The 15,640-nt window shown below is 73.7% G+C and carries 13 protein-coding genes; 9 read left to right on the top strand and 4 right to left on the bottom strand.

Translation table 11 applies throughout. The features are described 5' to 3' along the window. Positions 1 to 15: 15 nt before the first annotated feature. From nadA to ACFY2Q_RS09860, 3 genes are all read left to right on the top strand, one after another. A complete protein-coding gene (gene nadA, locus ACFY2Q_RS09870; protein ID WP_387128839.1) occupies positions 16 to 1,209 on the top strand; it encodes a quinolinate synthase NadA in 1,194 nt (397 codons plus the stop codon). A gap of 212 nt (positions 1,210 to 1,421) precedes the next feature. Beyond that, positions 1,422 to 2,777, top strand: coding sequence for a UDP-N-acetylglucosamine 1-carboxyvinyltransferase (gene murA, locus ACFY2Q_RS09865; RefSeq protein WP_387128838.1), 1,356 nt, complete (start codon positions 1,422 to 1,424; stop codon positions 2,775 to 2,777). Between the two features lie 70 nt (positions 2,778 to 2,847). Further along, positions 2,848 to 3,441: a DUF3043 domain-containing protein gene (locus tag ACFY2Q_RS09860; RefSeq protein ID WP_387128837.1), complete on the top strand. Its 594-nt coding sequence runs from the start codon at positions 2,848 to 2,850 to the stop codon at positions 3,439 to 3,441. A 7-nt stretch (positions 3,442 to 3,448) separates the two neighbouring features. On the opposite strand, the gene ACFY2Q_RS09855 is transcribed toward ACFY2Q_RS09860, so the two are convergent. Both ACFY2Q_RS09855 and ACFY2Q_RS09850 read right to left on the bottom strand, forming a co-directional pair. Further along, positions 3,449 to 3,757 (bottom strand): AzlD domain-containing protein, encoded by a 309-nt coding sequence (locus tag ACFY2Q_RS09855; RefSeq protein ID WP_387128836.1) that lies wholly within the window; start codon positions 3,755 to 3,757, stop codon positions 3,449 to 3,451. Beyond that, positions 3,751 to 4,497 carry an AzlC family ABC transporter permease gene (locus tag ACFY2Q_RS09850; RefSeq protein ID WP_387128835.1) on the bottom strand — a complete coding sequence of 249 codons (747 nt, stop codon included), beginning with the start codon at positions 4,495 to 4,497 and terminating at the stop codon, positions 3,751 to 3,753. Before ACFY2Q_RS09850 ends, ACFY2Q_RS09855 begins: the two co-directional genes overlap by 7 nt. Positions 4,498 to 4,563: 66 nt before the next feature. Here ACFY2Q_RS09850 and ACFY2Q_RS09845 point away from each other — a divergent pair, with 66 nt between their 5' ends. The 3 genes from ACFY2Q_RS09845 to ACFY2Q_RS09835 all read left to right on the top strand — a co-directional run bounded on the left by ACFY2Q_RS09845 (position 4,564) and on the right by ACFY2Q_RS09835 (position 11,384). Beyond that, complete coding sequence (locus ACFY2Q_RS09845) at positions 4,564 to 5,124, top strand: helix-turn-helix domain-containing protein (RefSeq protein WP_387128834.1); 561 nt, start codon at positions 4,564 to 4,566, stop codon at positions 5,122 to 5,124. Positions 5,125 to 5,497: 373 nt separating this feature from the next. After that, the gene (locus ACFY2Q_RS09840) at positions 5,498 to 10,342 is read left to right on the top strand and encodes a WG repeat-containing protein (RefSeq protein WP_387128833.1); all 4,845 of its coding nucleotides are present in this window, start codon (positions 5,498 to 5,500) and stop codon (positions 10,340 to 10,342) included. A 43-nt stretch (positions 10,343 to 10,385) separates the two neighbouring features. Then, positions 10,386 to 11,384 (top strand): aldo/keto reductase family protein, encoded by a 999-nt coding sequence (locus ACFY2Q_RS09835; RefSeq protein WP_387128832.1) that lies wholly within the window; start codon positions 10,386 to 10,388, stop codon positions 11,382 to 11,384. A 64-nt stretch (positions 11,385 to 11,448) separates the two neighbouring features. Here the strand turns inward: ACFY2Q_RS09835 and ACFY2Q_RS09830 are convergent, their stop codons facing one another. Both ACFY2Q_RS09830 and ACFY2Q_RS09825 read right to left on the bottom strand, forming a co-directional pair. Then, a complete protein-coding gene (locus ACFY2Q_RS09830) occupies positions 11,449 to 12,246 on the bottom strand; it encodes a site-2 protease family protein (protein WP_387128831.1) in 798 nt (265 codons plus the stop codon). Further along, positions 12,246 to 12,446 (bottom strand): hypothetical protein, encoded by a 201-nt coding sequence (locus tag ACFY2Q_RS09825; RefSeq protein WP_357010793.1) that lies wholly within the window; start codon positions 12,444 to 12,446, stop codon positions 12,246 to 12,248. The genes ACFY2Q_RS09830 and ACFY2Q_RS09825 overlap by 1 nt, the downstream gene beginning before the upstream one ends. Positions 12,447 to 12,606: 160 nt before the next feature. Between ACFY2Q_RS09825 and ACFY2Q_RS09820 the strand changes: the two genes are divergently transcribed. The 3 genes from ACFY2Q_RS09820 (at position 12,607) to ACFY2Q_RS09810 (ending at position 15,630) form a co-directional block, all read left to right on the top strand. Then, on the top strand, positions 12,607 to 12,813 hold the full coding sequence (locus ACFY2Q_RS09820) for a hypothetical protein (RefSeq protein ID WP_387128830.1): 207 nt from the start codon (positions 12,607 to 12,609) through the stop codon (positions 12,811 to 12,813). 62 nt (positions 12,814 to 12,875) lie between these two features. Beyond that, positions 12,876 to 14,867 carry a bifunctional adenosylcobinamide kinase/adenosylcobinamide-phosphate guanylyltransferase gene (locus ACFY2Q_RS09815; RefSeq protein ID WP_387128829.1) on the top strand — a complete coding sequence of 664 codons (1,992 nt, stop codon included), beginning with the start codon at positions 12,876 to 12,878 and terminating at the stop codon, positions 14,865 to 14,867. Then, the gene (locus ACFY2Q_RS09810; RefSeq protein WP_387128828.1) at positions 14,857 to 15,630 is read left to right on the top strand and encodes an adenosylcobinamide-GDP ribazoletransferase; all 774 of its coding nucleotides are present in this window, start codon (positions 14,857 to 14,859) and stop codon (positions 15,628 to 15,630) included. The genes ACFY2Q_RS09815 and ACFY2Q_RS09810 overlap by 11 nt, the downstream gene beginning before the upstream one ends. Positions 15,631 to 15,640 lie beyond the last annotated feature (10 nt).

Here is a 15,640-nt window from a genome sequence, read left to right as displayed (position 1 = left end):
GGGACCATGGATCACGTGACTTCGACCTGGATGGAACCTTCCAACACGGCGACGGCTCTGCTGCTGCTCGGTCGGGGCAGCGACCCCGACACCGAGCGCGGCGTCGAATGTCCGGGCGACCTGCCGGCGCCCAGCGATCCCGATCTGGTGGCCCGGGCCGCGGCGGCGAAGGCGAAGCTCGGCAGCAAGGTCTTCGTGCTGGGGCACCACTACCAGCGCGACGAGGTGATCCAGTTCGCGGACGTGACAGGCGACTCGTTCAAGCTGGCCCGGGAGGCCGCGGCCCGCCCGGACGCGGAGTACATCGTCTTCTGCGGCGTGCACTTCATGGCCGAGAGCGCCGACATCCTCACCACCGACGCCCAGCGGGTGATCCTGCCCGACCTGGCGGCGGGCTGTTCGATGGCGGACATGGCCGTGCTGGGTCAGGTCGAGGCCGCCTGGGACACGCTCACCGAGCTGGGCATCGCCGGTGACACGGTTCCTGTGACGTACATGAACTCGTCGGCCGACATCAAGGGTTTCGTGGGCCGCAACGGCGGCGTGGTCTGCACCTCCTCCAACGCCAAGCGCGCCCTGGACTGGGCGTTCGAGCAGGGGTCGAAGGTGCTCTTCCTGCCCGACCAGCACCTGGGCCGCAACACGGCGGTGCTGGAGATGGGCCTGTCGCTCGACGACTGTGTGCTCTACGACCCGCACAAGCCCGGCGGCGGGCTCACCCCCGAGCAGCTGCGCGACGCCAAGATGATCCTCTGGCGGGGGCACTGCTCGGTGCACGGCCGGTTCACCCTGGAGAGCGTCAACGACGTACGGGAGCGGGTGCCCGGGGTCAACGTGCTCGTCCACCCGGAGTGCCGGCACGAGGTGGTCACCGCCTCCGACTACGTCGGCTCCACCGAATACATCATCAAGACGATCGAGGCGGCTCCGGCCGGTTCGGCGTGGGCGCTGGGCACCGAGCTGAACCTGGTCCGCCGGCTGGCGCTGGCCCACCCGGACAAGCAGATCATGTTCCTGGACAAGGCTGTCTGCTACTGCTCGACAATGAACCGCATCGACCTGCCCCACCTGGTCTGGGCCCTGGAGGAGCTGGTCGCGGGTCGGGTGGTCAACCAGATCACCGTGGACGCCGACACCGCCCACCACGCCCGGGTGGCGCTGGATCAGATGCTCGCCCTGCCGGGCGGGGTCACCCCGGCGGCAACCTGATCACGTTCCGTAGCGACCTTGGTACATAAAAGTGCCGGATCACCGATTAATGCCGCACACGCCGGTGTGACCGAGTCCTTTTTCGTCACCGAGGGCTATGCTGCCGGAGCGACGACGCAAGCGGGCCGTTTCGATATGGCCGCATCCGGGGTAACGACAATGTTCGTGCTCCCCACCATCAACACAGCAGCACCGACGCGCTGGAGGTTGCGTTGACCGACGACGTCCTGGTCGTGCACGGAGGGACTCCGCTCGAAGGGCGGATCCGAGTGCGCGGCGCGAAGAACCTGGTTTCGAAGGCGATGGTCGCCGCGCTGCTCGGTGACAGCCCGAGCCGGCTGTTCGACGTGCCGAAGATCCGCGACGTCGAGGTGGTCCGGGGTCTGCTCGGACTGCACGGCGTCAAGGTGACCGACGGCGCCGAGGACGGCGAGCTCGTCTTCGACCCGGTGAACGTAGAGAGCGCCAGCACCGATCAGATCAACGTGCACGCGGGCTCGAGCCGGATTCCGATCCTGTTCTGCGGGCCGCTGCTGCACCGGCTGGGGCACGCGTTCATCCCCGACCTGGGCGGCTGCCACATCGGCCCGCGCCCGATCGACTTCCACCTGCAGGCGCTGCGGGAGTTCGGCGCGACTGTCGACAAGCGGCCCGAGGGTCTGCACCTCTCCGCGCCGAACGGGCTGCACGGCACCAAGTTCGCCCTGCCGTACCCGAGCGTCGGCGCCACCGAGCAGGTGCTGCTGACCGCGGTGATGGCCGAGGGTGTCACCGAGCTGCGCAACGCCGCGGTGGAGCCGGAGATCATCGACCTGATCTGCATCCTGCAGAAGATGGGCGCGATCATCAAGGTCCACACCGACCGGGTGATCGAGATCCAGGGCGTGCCGAAGCTGCACGGCTACACACACCGGCCCATCCCGGACCGGATCGAGGCGGCCAGCTGGGCCGCTGCCGCGCTCGCCACCCGCGGTCACGTCGAAGTGCTCGGCGCGCAGCAGGCCGACATGATGACCTTCCTGAACATCTTCCGGTCCGTCGGCGGCGAGTACGAGGTCACCGACGCCCGTCCGCCGAAGATGGGCGACCTGGGCCAGGAGGGCGGCATCCGCTTCTGGCACCCCGGCGGCGAGCTGAACGCCGTGGCGCTGGAAACCGACGTACACCCCGGCTTCATGACCGACTGGCAGCAGCCGCTGGTCGTGGCGCTGACCCAGGCCCGCGGCCTGTCGATCGTCCACGAGACGGTCTACGAGCAGCGGCTCGGCTACACCGAGGCGCTCAACTCGATGGGTGCCAACATCCAGGTCTACCGGGACTGCCTCGGCGGCACCCCGTGCCGCTTCGGCCGGCGCAACTTCAAGCACTCGGCGGTGATCGCCGGACCGAGCAAGCTACACGCCGCCGACCTGGTCATCCCGGACCTGCGGGCCGGTTTCAGCCACCTGATCGCGGCACTCGCCGCCGAGGGCACCTCCCGGGTGTACGGCGTCGACCTGATCAACCGGGGCTACGAGGACTTCGAGGCGAAGCTCGCCAACCTGGGCGCGCACACCGAGCGTCCGTAACCTCGATCACCTTTCGCGCCCGGTGCACCGCGATGTGCACCGGGCGCGAACCGTTGGCTACCCTTGCGGCGTGCCGTCGCTCTTTCGCCGCAAGTCCACCGACCTCGTCGACGAGGCCGTCTCCCAGGTGACTCCCGAGGAGTCCGCCGAGCGGGCCCGGGGCTACACCCCGGCCAAGGGTCGGGAGACGCCCAAGCGACCGACCGTCGGCCGGCGCCCCGCGGGCCCCACCCGCCCTCTGAGCAAGGAGGAGGAGCGGGAGCGCCGTCGCAAGCTGCGCGCCGAGTCCGCCGCGGAGTTCCGCCGTGAGGGCGGCCCCCGCGACCGTGGCCCGGAGCGGCTGCTGGCCCGCAACGTGGTCGACTCACGTCGTACCGTCGGCACCTGGTTCTTCGGTGGCGCGCTGATCGTGCTGATCGGCTCGAACGCGGCGATGCCGCCTGTGGTCCGGCTGGTCTCCAACCTGCTCTGGGGCGCGCTGGCGCTGGGCGTGGTCATCGACTCGCTGCTGATCTGCCGCAAGATCGGCAAATTGGTCCGTGAGCGCTTCCCGAAGACCGACCAGCGGATGGGCTCGCTCTACCTGTACGCGGTGATGCGGTCGATCACCTTCCGGCGGATGCGCGCCCCGGCCCCTCAGGTCAATCTCGGCGACAAGGTCTGATCCCGGCTCACGGCACACCGAGCAGGCGCAGGACGGCGGCCGTACCGGCCGCAGCGGCCACCACCAGCAGGAACGGCGCCCGCCGCCAGGCGAGCAGCAGGCCGACGAGCACCCCGGCCGGCCTGGCCCAGCCGGCGAACCGGCCGGCCTCGGTGAACGCCGCCGTCGCCGCCAGCGCGGCGAGCAGCGCTGCGGCGCCCACCGGCAGCAGCAGCCGGGCCCACTCGGGCAGGTCGAGCCGGTCCCGCAGGAGCACACCTGCCACCCGGAAGCCGTAGGTGCCGGCGGCCAACGTCAGGATCACGACGATCAGCATGTTGCCCCCTCCCCGGCACGTCCCGCGCCGGCGGGTGCGGGCAGGTCGGGCCCGGTGCCGCCGGATGGTGTGGAGCGACGGCGCAGGGCGATGGCGGCCGGGCCGGCGAGTGCGAGCAGCACCGGCAACCCGGCCGGCAGCAGCGGGGTGGCGATGACCGCGAGGGCGGCCCCGCCCAGCGCCGCGTGGCGGGTGTCCCGATCGCGCATGGACGGCAGCAGCAACGCGATCAGCCCGGCTGGGAAGGCGGCGTCCAGGCCCAGCGCGGCCGGGTCGCCGACCGCGCCACCGGCGAGTACGCCGACCAGGGTGCCCGCGTTCCAGGCGAGGAAGAGCAGCGTGCCGGCCAGCCAGAACGCCCGTCGGCGGGCGGCGCCCGCGGGCTGGGCCAGCGTGAAGGCGGTCGCCTCGTCGGTAAGCAGGTGACTGCCGAGCAGCCGGTGCCGCAGCCGGGGGCCGAGGCTGTCGCCGAGGGCGAGCCCGAACGGCAGGTGCCGGGCGTTGAGCAGGAGCCCCGCCAGCACGGCGGCCAGAGGGCTGCCGGCGGCCACGAGGCCGACCGCCATGAACTGCGCGCCGCCGGCGTAGAGGACCGCGGACATCGTCAGGATTGCCCACACCGGGATCCCGGCAGCCACCGCGACCGCCCCGAAGGAGGCGCCCACGGCGACCATCGCCGCGCCCAGGGCGAGCACATCGCGGAGCACCCGGGCACCGGCTGTTCGTTGTACCGTACGCATGGTTCATCATAGTGAACAGCTCGCCCCTGTTCGTCAAACCGAACATTGATCCAATGGAGCGAACACATGCCGCCGGAACCAGCCGCCCCGCTGGCCACCATCGCCACCGCCCTACGCCGCGAACGGGAGCGCGTCGGCGTCTCGCTTACCGAGCTCGCCCGCCGGGCCGGTGTGGCCAAGTCCACCCTCTCCCAACTGGAGTCGGGCACCGGCAACCCGAGCGTCGAGACACTCTGGGCGCTCGGGGTGGCGCTCGGAGTGCCGTTCAGCCGGCTCGTGGAACCGGTGGACGACGACATCCGGGTGATCCGCGCCGGGGAGGGGCCACGGGTCCGCTCCGAGCAGGCCGACTTCACCGGCACGCTGCTCAGCGCCGGGGCGGCACACCTGCGGCGGGACATCTACCTGATCGAGTTGGAGCCCGGCGCCATCCGGGAGGCGGACGGGCACACCCCCCGCAGTGTCGAGCACGTGGTGGTGGCCGCCGGCCGGCTGCGTGTCGGCCCCGAGGGGAGCCCCGTCGACCTGGGCCCCGGTGACTACGCGACGTTCCCCGGCGACATCCCGCACCGCTACGAGGCGTTACTCCCCGGCACGTCCGCCGTACTCGTCATGGAACATCCCTGACCCGGCACGGGCGGTCCTGCCCGGGCCGGCCGGCCGGCGGGTGGGGTATCGTCGGAACCCAGATACGGTTATCGACCTAAATGTCCGGAACCATCGGATAACGTTTGCGCTCGTGGGCGGTGCCATAGTGGCGGTGACCGAGCCCACGCCGTTACCCTCCATCCGCAGCCACGCCCTGCCGGAACGGGCGACCTGACCGGCACGCGAGGCCCCAGCGCGACAACTTGCAACGAGGTGACAACGCCGTGAGCGAGCGGACGCGAGCCGGCCACTGGAGCGTGGCAGGCGGCGACCGGACGCCCGGCGGGGGCCCGGACACGTCACCGTCGACGGGGATCGGCCGAGCGGCCGGGTGCGGCGACGGGCTCGACGAATGAACGGTCGCTACACCGACCAGTGGCGGGACCCGAACGAACCGTCCTGGGTGGTCGAACCGACCACCGAATGGCATCCCCAGTTCCCTGGCCAGCGCTATCCCGGTGACATCGGCGCCTCCCACCAGCCGCCCTCGCCACCGCGCGGGCGGGCGACAGTGGTCGGTCGCACCGATGTGCCACCGCTGGCGCCGACCCGCCCGGACGGCACCTACCTCGGCCGTTCCTGGTCCGACGAACCCCCTGCCGAGCAGGCCCACGACCGGTCCTGGCCGGACGAGGAGCCGGGCGGTGCACCGGGCTACGGCTGGTCCCGGGGCGACGACCGCCCGGCGGAGACACCTCCACGCGGCCGGCCCGACACCCCCCACTACGACCACGAGCCGTACCGGCGTCCGCTCCCCGAGCCACCCCGCCGCGAGGAGCGCCGCTCCCCCGAGTCGGACCGACGGACCGCCTGGTCCGAGCGGCGCCCCAGCGACGAGCGCGGACCGGGCCGGGAAGCCGCCTGGCACCGCGATCAGCCGACCTCCGAGCGGCGCGAGCAGGCGACATCCGAGCGGTACGACAGCCGCCGGCCACCGCCGGCCGACCGGGGGTACCCGACCGCACCGCCGGTCTCCCCCGCCCCCCGGGTCGACGCCGGCTGGGTGCCCGAACCCGACGAGACGCCGCGCCGACGGGGCACACCGGAGCGACCGGGCCCCGGCCACGACCGACGCTCCGCCGACGGGTACGGCACCCCGCCGACCCGTGGCCACGACGGCCGCCCCGCCAACAACTGGGCCGCCGAAGGGGCGGGCCAGTGGTCACCCGTGGACGGCGGCACGCGGCACCGCGCCGACGGTCGCCCCGACGACAGCCGCCGGACCGAGCGGCAGCCCGATGACGCCCGCCGGGCCGAGCGGTTGCCCGACGACGCCCGCCGGACCGAGCGGCAGCCCGACGACGCCCGCCGCTCGGAGCGGGGCGTCGATGACACCGGACCGGCCGGTCGAGGCCGCACGGACGGCGGCGCCGGCGCGCCCACCGAGCGGCGGTACCGGCAGGACGAGGGATACGGCACACCACCGACACCTGACGGCGGATGGCGACGCCGCCCCGAACCAGAGCCATCGGAGCAGCCACGCCGGGACGAGCGCCGCCGACCGGACGCCGAGCAGCACCGGCAGCAACCCCGCGAGGCAGCGGCCCGGGCTGAGGCGTACCCGGACCGACGCCCGCGCGAGGAGACCCGGCCGGCGGCGTACCGCGAGGACATCCACCGCGAGCCACGGGTGCAGCCCAGCCCTCGGCCGGACGGCACCCTTCCGTGGCCGCCACCCGGGCCGGTGCGCCCGGACCGCAGCCGGGAACCCGGCCGCCGAACCGAGCCGCACCGCGGCGCCGAGCCGGGCGTCCCGTCGCGGCCGGCCACTCGGCCCGCACAGGCACCGACCGAACCCTCTCGGTATGACGACAGGCGGGCACGTCCCGCCGCAACGGCACCCACCGCCCCCGGCCGGGCCACGCCGGTCCCGCCCGCACCCGTCTCACCGGCTGCGGCGGGCACCGGCCGCGGCGTTCCGGTTCGCCCGGATTCCCCGCAACGGCCGGTGTCGCCGGCACCCGTGTCGCCGGCCGCGCCCGGCCGGGACCGTCCGGTGTCGGCGGCCCCGATCTCGGCGGCCCCGATCTCGCCGGCCCCGGCCGAGTACGAGCGCCGTCCGTCCACTCCCCCCGGTCACGACCGGGACCGACAGGTGTCGGCCATGCCGATCTCCCCAGCGGGGGACGTACCCGTGTCCGGCCCGCCAGCCGCCCGGCTCCGGCTGGAGTTCCTGCCCGCCCCGGTTGACCCCCCACTGCCCGACGAGCAGCCCGAGCCGCCCCTGCCGCCCCACCGGCGGAACCCGTCTCAGCCGGCCGACCGGCGCGAGCCGCCACCACCGGCCGACCGGCGCGAGCCGCCACTGCCTCCAGAGCGGCGGGCGTCGGCCGGGCCGGCCCCGACTGCCGCCACCCCATCCACAGCGCCGCCGCGCTACGCCGGTCCGAGCACAGGTGATGGCTCGGCCGAGCGGCGGCGGGACGCCGAGCCCGGCGGGGACCGACGGCACGGTTCAGAGCCACTCGGCCCCACCCCGCCGGCTGATCGCCGCCCGGCCCCACCGGACCGGTCCGTGTCGCAGGACCGCCCACCCGCCCAGCGACCCGCACCACAGGACCGGCCCGCACCACAGGACCGCCAGGCACCACAGGACCGGCCGGCACCACAGGACCGGCCCGCACCGCAGGACCGGCCCGCACCGCAGGACCGGCCCGCACCGCAGGACCGGCCGTCCGGGGTGGACGGCCGCCCGCCGGTCGCACCGCCGCCCGCTTGGCAGCGCCCGGATCCGCCGGCCACCCGTCCGACTTCAGCACCCACGTCACCAGCGCCGACGGCCGATGTCGAGCCGGCGCTTCCGATCGCGCCCGGCGTGCCACGCCGCTACGTACCGCCGCCGCCTTCGGAACCGCCTGTGGCGTCCCCTCCTGCGCCGGCCGAGGCGCCGGCTCGGCAGCCGGACGCCTGGTTCGGCCCTGCCGAGCCGGTCGAGTCGCACCAGGACGAGACGACGACCGAACGCCGGCCGACCGAGGCGACCGAGACGTCCGAGGATCGGCCGGCCTCCGGCAGTTCGGTCACCTCCCCGTCCCGGGCCGTGGACGAGCACGACCTGTCCACGGCGGACGCCGAGCCCACTGCCACTGACCCCCCGACCGACGAGCGGCCCGACGTCACGGTCACCGCGCCGGTATCCGCACCACCTGCCCGGCCGGTATCCGCACCGCCGGCCGAGGTGGACGTCGACGACCGCGATGCCTGGGCCGAGGACGACGTCACCTATCGCCAGCCCTCAGCCGGCTCGACGCCGACCGACGCACTCCAACCGGCCTCGGGACCACCGGCACGCCCGGTCTCCGCGCCACCGGCACGCCCCGTGTCCGGTGCCCCGCGCACCTGGGCGGACGACCTGTTCGACGAGGCGCAGTCGACTGTCGAGCCGACATCGAGCGAGGCACACCGCTCGGTCCGGGCGGACACCGACGCGCAGGACCACGCGGAACCCGCCCTCGACACCGACCACGCGGGCACGGATCTCCGGAGCGCACCGAGCTCCGATGCCCTCGGCGACTCGGCGATGGACGATCACGCCGATCCCGAGACGCCGGACCGGTCGACGTCGGCACCGCCAGCCTCGGTCGAGGCGCACCAGCAAGCCCTCGCACCAGGCACGGTGGACGAGGAGCCGACCGAAGACCACCCGTCGGTAGGGGCGACCTTCACGCCGCCCGAGCACGACACCGAGCGGCCCGTCTCGGCAGCACCCATCTCCGCGCCGCCCGCCGCCGGACCACCCGAGCACGACACCGAGCCACCCACCTCCGCACCACCCGTCTCCGCGCGGCCCGTGTCCGGCGTACCCGCTGGTCTTGTTCCTGCGCCACGGACCGGGTCGGCGGACGCGGACCTGCCGGTGTCGGCGCCACCCGCCGCGCCGGAGCCGATCCGCCCGTCCCTGGCCGACCAAGGCGACCCGGAGCACGTGCTGGCGGCGTACCGCTGGCGGCTGGACCCGGTGAGCCTGCGGGAGGAGCTGACGGAGCCGGACCACATGCGGGCTCTCCGGCGGCGGCTGACCGAGAAGCTGGGTTCGGCGAACGACAACCGCGCCCGAGCCCGACTGCTCAGCCTGCGGGCGGTGGCCTCCCGAATTCTCGGTGACCTGGACGACGCGCTGGCCGACGGTCGGCTCGCCCTCACCTACGCCGAGGCGACAGGCGAGCTGCGCCGGACGGCACTGGCCCAGGCGCGGCTGGCCCACGTGTTGCGCTGGCGTGGCGACTTCGCCGAGGCCGACCAACTCTTCGCCGAGGCCAACTCGGTCGAGCTGCCCGACCGGCTGCGGGCCGCCCTGCACGAGCACGCCGGGCGAACCTGCTACGACCAGGGCCGGCTGATGGAGGCCTGCCAGCACTTCGAGTGGGCCCTCGACCTGCGCGGCGCTGGCGACGCCGAGCTGTTGGACCGGATCCGGGTGGCGCTCGACGCGGTCACCGAACGGGCGTCCGCCGACGGCTTCGGCCCGTACCCCCGGAGTCGGGACGAGGTGCTCGACCGTGACCGGCCCCCGCGGCCGGACCGGGACGGGCCGCTGTGGGGGTACGCCGGCCAGGACGGTGATGTGGTGATCCCCGCCCGGTACGCCGAGGCGCAGCCGTTCCACGACGGCCTGGCCTGGGTCCGGCGGCCGGACACCGACCGGTGGTCCCTGATCAACCTGCTCGGCACGACTGTGATCCCGCCGTCGTACCGCGCGGCGCGTCCGTTCAGCGACGGCTTGGCCTGGGTGGTCACCGACGGCGGGTGGACGGCGATCGACCCCACCGGCGCGGTGCAGGTCCCACCGAACTTCGCCGAGGTACGGCCGTTCCGGCGGGGGTTGGCCGCAGTACGCCGCGAGGGGTGGGGGGCGGTCGACCGGACCGGACGGATCGTGGTGCCCACCCGCTACCACGGCTTCGTCACCGAACTGACCGACGGTGGACCTGTCGACGGCTTCACCGACGAGGGCCTAGCGGTTGTCGACGTGGCAGGTCGACGCGGTGTGGTGGACCGGAACGGGGCGGTGATCGTGCCGCCGGCGTACCCGATGCTTGTCATCCACCCGGTGGCGTTCCTGGTCGGCAGCGGCAGCGGCCGGTGGGGGGCGCTGGACCGGCAGGGTGAGCCGCTTATCGACCCCGTGCACCGCGATCGCGCCGAGGTGCTGGCGGAGATCGACAGGCTGCTCACCGACGCCAACCCGGTGCTCTGACCGCCGGTCGGCGGCAATGATCCGCCGGGTCTAGGGTCGGAGTATGGAATTCCGACACCTGGGCCGCTCCGGCCTGATGGTCAGCGAGATCTCGTACGGCAACTGGATCACCCACGGTTCACAGGTCGAGGAGGACGCCGCGTTCGCGTGCGTCCGGGCCGCCCTCGACTCGGGGATCACCACCTTCGACACCGCCGACGTGTACGCCGGCACCCGGGCCGAGGACGTGCTCGGCCGGGCGCTGCAGAACGAGCGTCGCGAGGGCCTGGAGATCTTCACGAAGGTCTACTGGCCGACCGGGCCGGGCCGCAACGACCGCGGTCTGTCCCGCAAGCACATCATGGAGTCGATCAACGGCTCGCTGCGTCGGCTGCGCACCGACTACGTGGACCTCTACCAGGCCCACCGGTACGACAACAGCACCCCGCTGGAAGAGACGATGGAGGCGTTCGCCGACGTCGTGCACTCCGGCAAGGCGCACTACATCGGCGTCTCCGAGTGGACGGCCGCGCAGCTGCGCGCCGCCCACCCGCTCGCCCGGGAGCTGCACATCCCGCTGGTCTCCAACCAGCCGCAGTACTCAATGCTGTGGCGGGTCATCGAGGCCGAGGTCGTACCGGCCAGCGAGGAGCTGGGCATCGGGCAGATCGTCTGGTCGCCGATGGGGCAGGGCGTGCTCTCCGGCAAGTACCTGCCGGGGCAGCCGCCGCCGGCCGGTTCCCGGGCCACCGACGAGAAGTCCGGTGCGAGCTTCATCTCCCGGTTCATGCGCGACGACGTGCTGACCCGGGTGCAGCAGCTCAAGCCCCTCGCCGAGCAGGCCGGGCTGAGCATGGCCCAGCTCGCCGTGGCGTGGGTGCTGCAGAACCCGAACGTGTCCTCGGCGATCATCGGCGCGTCCCGCCCCGAGCAGGTGCAGGACAACGTGAAGGCGGCAGGCGTGAAGCTCGACGCCGAGCTGCTCAAGGCGATCGACGAGATCATCGAGCCGATCACCGAGCGGGACCCGGCCAAGACCGAGTCCCCCGCCCAGCGGCCCTGACGCGAGTCTGGCCCGGTCGGCGCGGATCTGCCGCGCCCGGCCGGGCCGGACGGCTCAGCTCAGCTCAGCCCTGCCAGAAGCGGATCAGGTCGAGGCCCGTGGCGTAGAGCCACGACGGCAGACCGAGCAGGTCACCGACGGCGAAGACCGCGTCGAAGAACCAGCCGCCGATGCGCGGGTTCCACAGCAGCGCGAAGAGCAGAATGAAGCCGTACGGGGCGAACATGTCGTACATCTTGCGCCACTGCGGGTTGAGCCACGGCTGGATCATGTTGCCGCCGTCCAGGCCGGGCACCGGCAGCAGGTTCAGGAAACTCGCGGTGAGCTGGAGGAAGCCGAGCAGCGCCACCCCGGCCCAGAACTCCACGGGGCCGCCCGACTGGGTGCCGATCCGTATCGCCGCCACCAGCACCAACGTGAACAGCACGTTTGTCGCCGGGCCGGCGAGGCTGACCAGGGTGTGCCGCAGCCGCCCCGGGATGGAGTGCCTGTCGACCCACACCGCACCGCCGGGCAGGCCGATGCCGCCGAGCAGCACCACCACCACCGGCAGCACGATCGACAGCAGCGGGTGGGTGTACTTGAAGGGGTTGAGCGTCAGATAGCCCCGGTGGGCGATGTCCCGGTCGCCGGCCCGGTAGGCGACCACCGCGTGCGCGTACTCGTGCAGGCAGAGCGACACCAGCCAGCCGGTGACCACGAAGACGAACACGTTGAACCGGACGTTGCCGTACGCGTTCCAGGTCAGGACGCCGCTGGCCGCGAAGAGGGCGACCAGGCCGAGGAAGACCGGGCTGGGCCGGAATGCCGCCCTGGGCACGCCGAGCACCAGACCGTCTCCGCCCGGCCGGTCGTAACCCATCACTCGGCCGTGGGCAGCAGACTCATCCGGTAGTCCACCCGGTCGTCCTCCACGAGCGCGACCGAGGTGACGCCGGACGCCGCGAGCTCACGCCAGGTCTGACCGATCCACGATTCGGCGTCGGCCTGGCTGCTGAACGACTCCGCCGGTCCCTCGACCGTCTGGCCGTCCGTGCCCTCGTACCGCCAGCTCCACGCCATCTGCGCGTCTCCCCTCGCCGCTGAGTCCCGCCGGGACAAACCTTCGCAAGCGTAGTCGGCCACGCCGACGACCGGACCGCGCGGAGGTTCCACCACGCGTACCTGAGGGTATGCCGGCGGCATCGGCACGAACCGACGGCGTACGACGGGGGGCGAGACGATGAGCAGGCCGTTGCGGGAGTGGGACACCGCTGATCTGCGGAACATCGCGGTACGGGGCGGTATCGAGGGTGCACGGGAGATGGACCGGGAGGAACTTGTCGATTCCCTGCTCGCCCGGCCCGGCGAGGGTCTCTGGCAGGAGGATCCGAAGCCGGCGGACGTCAACCCCAACGACTACCAATTCCGGGCACCCGGCGAGCGGTGATCCCAGACCGGGACAGCGCACCTGTGCTGTCGGCGCCTTCCGGCTGGCTCTAAGGTACGAGCATGTCCGTTGACGGGTGGAAGACGATCCTGGTGCTCGGCGGGATCCGGTCCGGCAAGTCCGAGTTCGCCGAGTCGCTGGTCGCCGACGCGCCGGTGGTCCGGTATCTCGCCACCGCGCCGGAGGGCGACCCGGAGGACACCGAGTGGGCGACCCGGCTGGCGGCGCACCGCGCCCGGCGACCCGGCAGCTGGACCACCGAGGAGACCGCCGGGGAGCCGCGGCAGCTCGCTCACGTGCTCGAGTCCGCCGAGCCCAGCGAGACGCTGCTCGTGGACGACCTGGGCGGCTGGGTGACGGTGCTGCTCGACCCGGACCACCAGCCCGCCGACGACCTGGCGACGATCGTCGAGCTGGCCGAGGCGATCCGCACCTGTTCGGCGCGGGTGGTGCTGGTGAGCCCCGAGGTGGGGCTGTCGCTGGTGCCGACCACGCCGCTGGGCAGGGCGTTCACCGACGCGCTCGGCGCGGCCAACCGCGCGGTCGCCGACGCCTGCGACGCGGTGGTGCTTGTGGTCGCCGGCCAGCCGGCCTGGCTGAAGCCGACCGCCGGCCCGCCCACGACCGCCACCGCCGGCCCGCCCACGGCCGCCGCTACCGCCGCCACGACGGTGGCCGCTTCGGCCCCGGTGAGCCTTGTCGACGACGAGCCCACCCCCGAGGTGCAGCTGCCCGACGTGCTGACCCCCACGCCGCCGGTCGCCCCGAACCAGGAGCCCGGCAACCCCTGGGCCGCGCCGACGATGACGCTGCCGATGGTCGCCACCGGCCTGGTCATCCAGCCGGGCATGGAGCTGCCAATGCCCGACGAGTACGCCGGCCCGCAGGCGGTTGACCGTCTGGCCACGTTGGACGTACCGGGCGCGGGGCTGGGCGTGCTGGAACGGGTGGTCGGCTTCGCCGCCGCCACCCAGGGCACCTCGACCCCGCTCGCCTGGGAGTCGGTGCGGGTGCTGCTGCTGCACGGCGACCACGCTGGCGGGGCGTCGGCAGGCACCGTCGCCGGCGAGTCGGCGCGCCGGGCCGGGCAGGCCCGTGCCGGCCGGGGCGCGCTGGCCCGACTGGCCGCCGAGAGCGGCGCCAGTCTGCAGGTGGTGGACACTCCGGCCGCCGCGGCGATGGAGAACGAGCCGGCGCTCACACCCGAGCAGGTGGAGTCGGCGCTGCGCTACGGCTGGCGGCTGGCCGAGCAGGCGGCCGACGCGGGCGTACAACTGTTGGTTCTGGGTGCGTGCGGCGTCGGCACCGAGGCCGCAGCGGCGGCGGTGCTGGCGGCCACGGCGGGCGCGGAGCCGCCGGCCGTGCTGGGCCGGGTGATCACCGACGCCGGCGAGATCGACGACGCGGCCTGGATGATCCGCTGCGCGGCGGTACGCGACGCGCTGCACCGCACCCGCAGCTCCCCGCGCGGCGCCAAGGACGTCCTGTCCGAGTTGGGCGGCGGCGACGTGGCTGTCGCCACCGGCGTGCTGCTCGGCGCGACAGCCCGGCGGGTGCCGGTGCTGCTGGACGGGCCGGTCGGGCTGGCCGCCGGCATGGTCAGCCGGGACCTGGCCGGGCAGGCGCGACACTGGTGCCTGCTGGCCGACCACGGCGGGCACCCCGCGGTGCGGCTCGCCGCCGACGTACTCGGCCTCACCCCGCTGCTCGACCTGCGACTCGACCTCGGCGAGGGGGCCAACGCGCTGGCCGCGCTCCCGCTGCTGCGCTCGGTGCTGGCGCTTGCCGCCGCGCTTCCCGTCCACCCGTCGCTGGCCGGCGACGCGGCCCCGGCCGAGGACGAGCCGGGGGCCGAGCCGGACGACGCCGAGCTTGACCCTGACGCCGAGCCGGACTTCGTCGAGCAAGACCCTGACGCCGAGCCGGACTTCGTCGAGCCGGAGCCGGCCGGACCGGGCCCGGCAAGCACCACGCCGGGCCCGACGAACACCGTGCCCGGCCCGACAAGCACCCCCCTGGACGAGCAGTCGGCGTCGGGCTGGCGTGCCGGCTGAGTCGCGGCTCGTCGCGGGAGCCCGGCTGGCGGTCACCACCTTCAGCACGCTCCCGGTGCGCGCCGGGCGGATCGACCGCCCGGTGGCGGGCACCGCGATGGCACTCGCCCCGGCCGTCGGCGCGCTGCTCGGCGCGCTGCTGGCCGCCGTCCTGCTGCTGGTCGGCGCCCTCGCACCCGCGCTTGTGGCCGCAGGTGTGACGGTGGGCGCCGCCGCCCTGCTGACCCGGGGCCTGCACCTGGACGGGCTCGCCGACACCGTGGACGCGCTCGGCTCGTACCGGCGGGGCGCCGCCGCCCTGGAAATCATGAAGAAGCCGGACGTCGGGCCGTTCGGCGTGGTGGCCCTTGTGGTCGTACTCCTTGTGCAGGCCGCGGCACTCGCGGAGCTGGCCGGTCGTTCCTGGCCGGCGTGTCTCGCGGCGGTGGTGGCGGCGACCGCCGCCGGACGGCTCGGCGTGACGATGGCCTGCCGGCGCGGCGTGCCGGCGGCCCGTCCGGACGGGCTGGGCGCGCTTGTGGCCGGCACTGTCGGCCCGGTGGCCCTGGCGGTCGGCACGGTCGCCGTCGTGCTGCTGGCGGTGCCCGCGGTGCCGGGCCGCCCGTGGCAGGGGCCGCTTGCCGTCGTGGCCGCACTCGCCGTCGCGGTGCCGCTGCTGACCCACGTGGTACGCCGGCTCGGCGGGATCACCGGCGACGTGCTCGGCGCGACAGTCGAGGTGGTCACCACGCTCGTCTACCTGGGTCTGGTGCTGTCCGGCTGAACCGGGCTGT

It is taken from the genome of Micromonospora sp. NPDC000316, from assembly GCF_042898885.1.
Taxonomy (GTDB): Bacteria; Actinomycetota; Actinomycetes; order Mycobacteriales; family Micromonosporaceae; genus Micromonospora.
Note: the sequence above shows the minus strand (reverse complement) of the source record. Positions and strands in the feature narration are given on the sequence as shown.

Bases quoted from the DNA above. Each gene is read 5' to 3' on its own strand.
- ACFY2Q_RS09855 (WP_387128836.1), bottom strand. From the start codon at position 3,757: ATGCTGATCGTCGTGATCCTGACGTTGGCCGCCGGCACCTACGGCTTC.
- ACFY2Q_RS09850 (WP_387128835.1), bottom strand. From the start codon at position 4,497: ATGCGTACGGTACAACGAACAGCCGGTGCCCGGGTGCTCCGCGATGTG.
- ACFY2Q_RS09845 (WP_387128834.1), top strand. From the start codon at position 4,564: ATGCCGCCGGAACCAGCCGCCCCGCTGGCCACCATCGCCACCGCCCTA.
- ACFY2Q_RS09840 (WP_387128833.1), top strand. From the start codon at position 5,498: ATGAACGGTCGCTACACCGACCAGTGGCGGGACCCGAACGAACCGTCC.
- ACFY2Q_RS09835 (WP_387128832.1), top strand. From the start codon at position 10,386: ATGGAATTCCGACACCTGGGCCGCTCCGGCCTGATGGTCAGCGAGATC.
- ACFY2Q_RS09830 (WP_387128831.1), bottom strand. From the start codon at position 12,246: ATGGGTTACGACCGGCCGGGCGGAGACGGTCTGGTGCTCGGCGTGCCC.
- ACFY2Q_RS09825 (WP_357010793.1), bottom strand. From the start codon at position 12,446: ATGGCGTGGAGCTGGCGGTACGAGGGCACGGACGGCCAGACGGTCGAG.
- ACFY2Q_RS09820 (WP_387128830.1), top strand. From the start codon at position 12,607: ATGAGCAGGCCGTTGCGGGAGTGGGACACCGCTGATCTGCGGAACATC.
- ACFY2Q_RS09815 (WP_387128829.1), top strand. From the start codon at position 12,876: ATGTCCGTTGACGGGTGGAAGACGATCCTGGTGCTCGGCGGGATCCGG.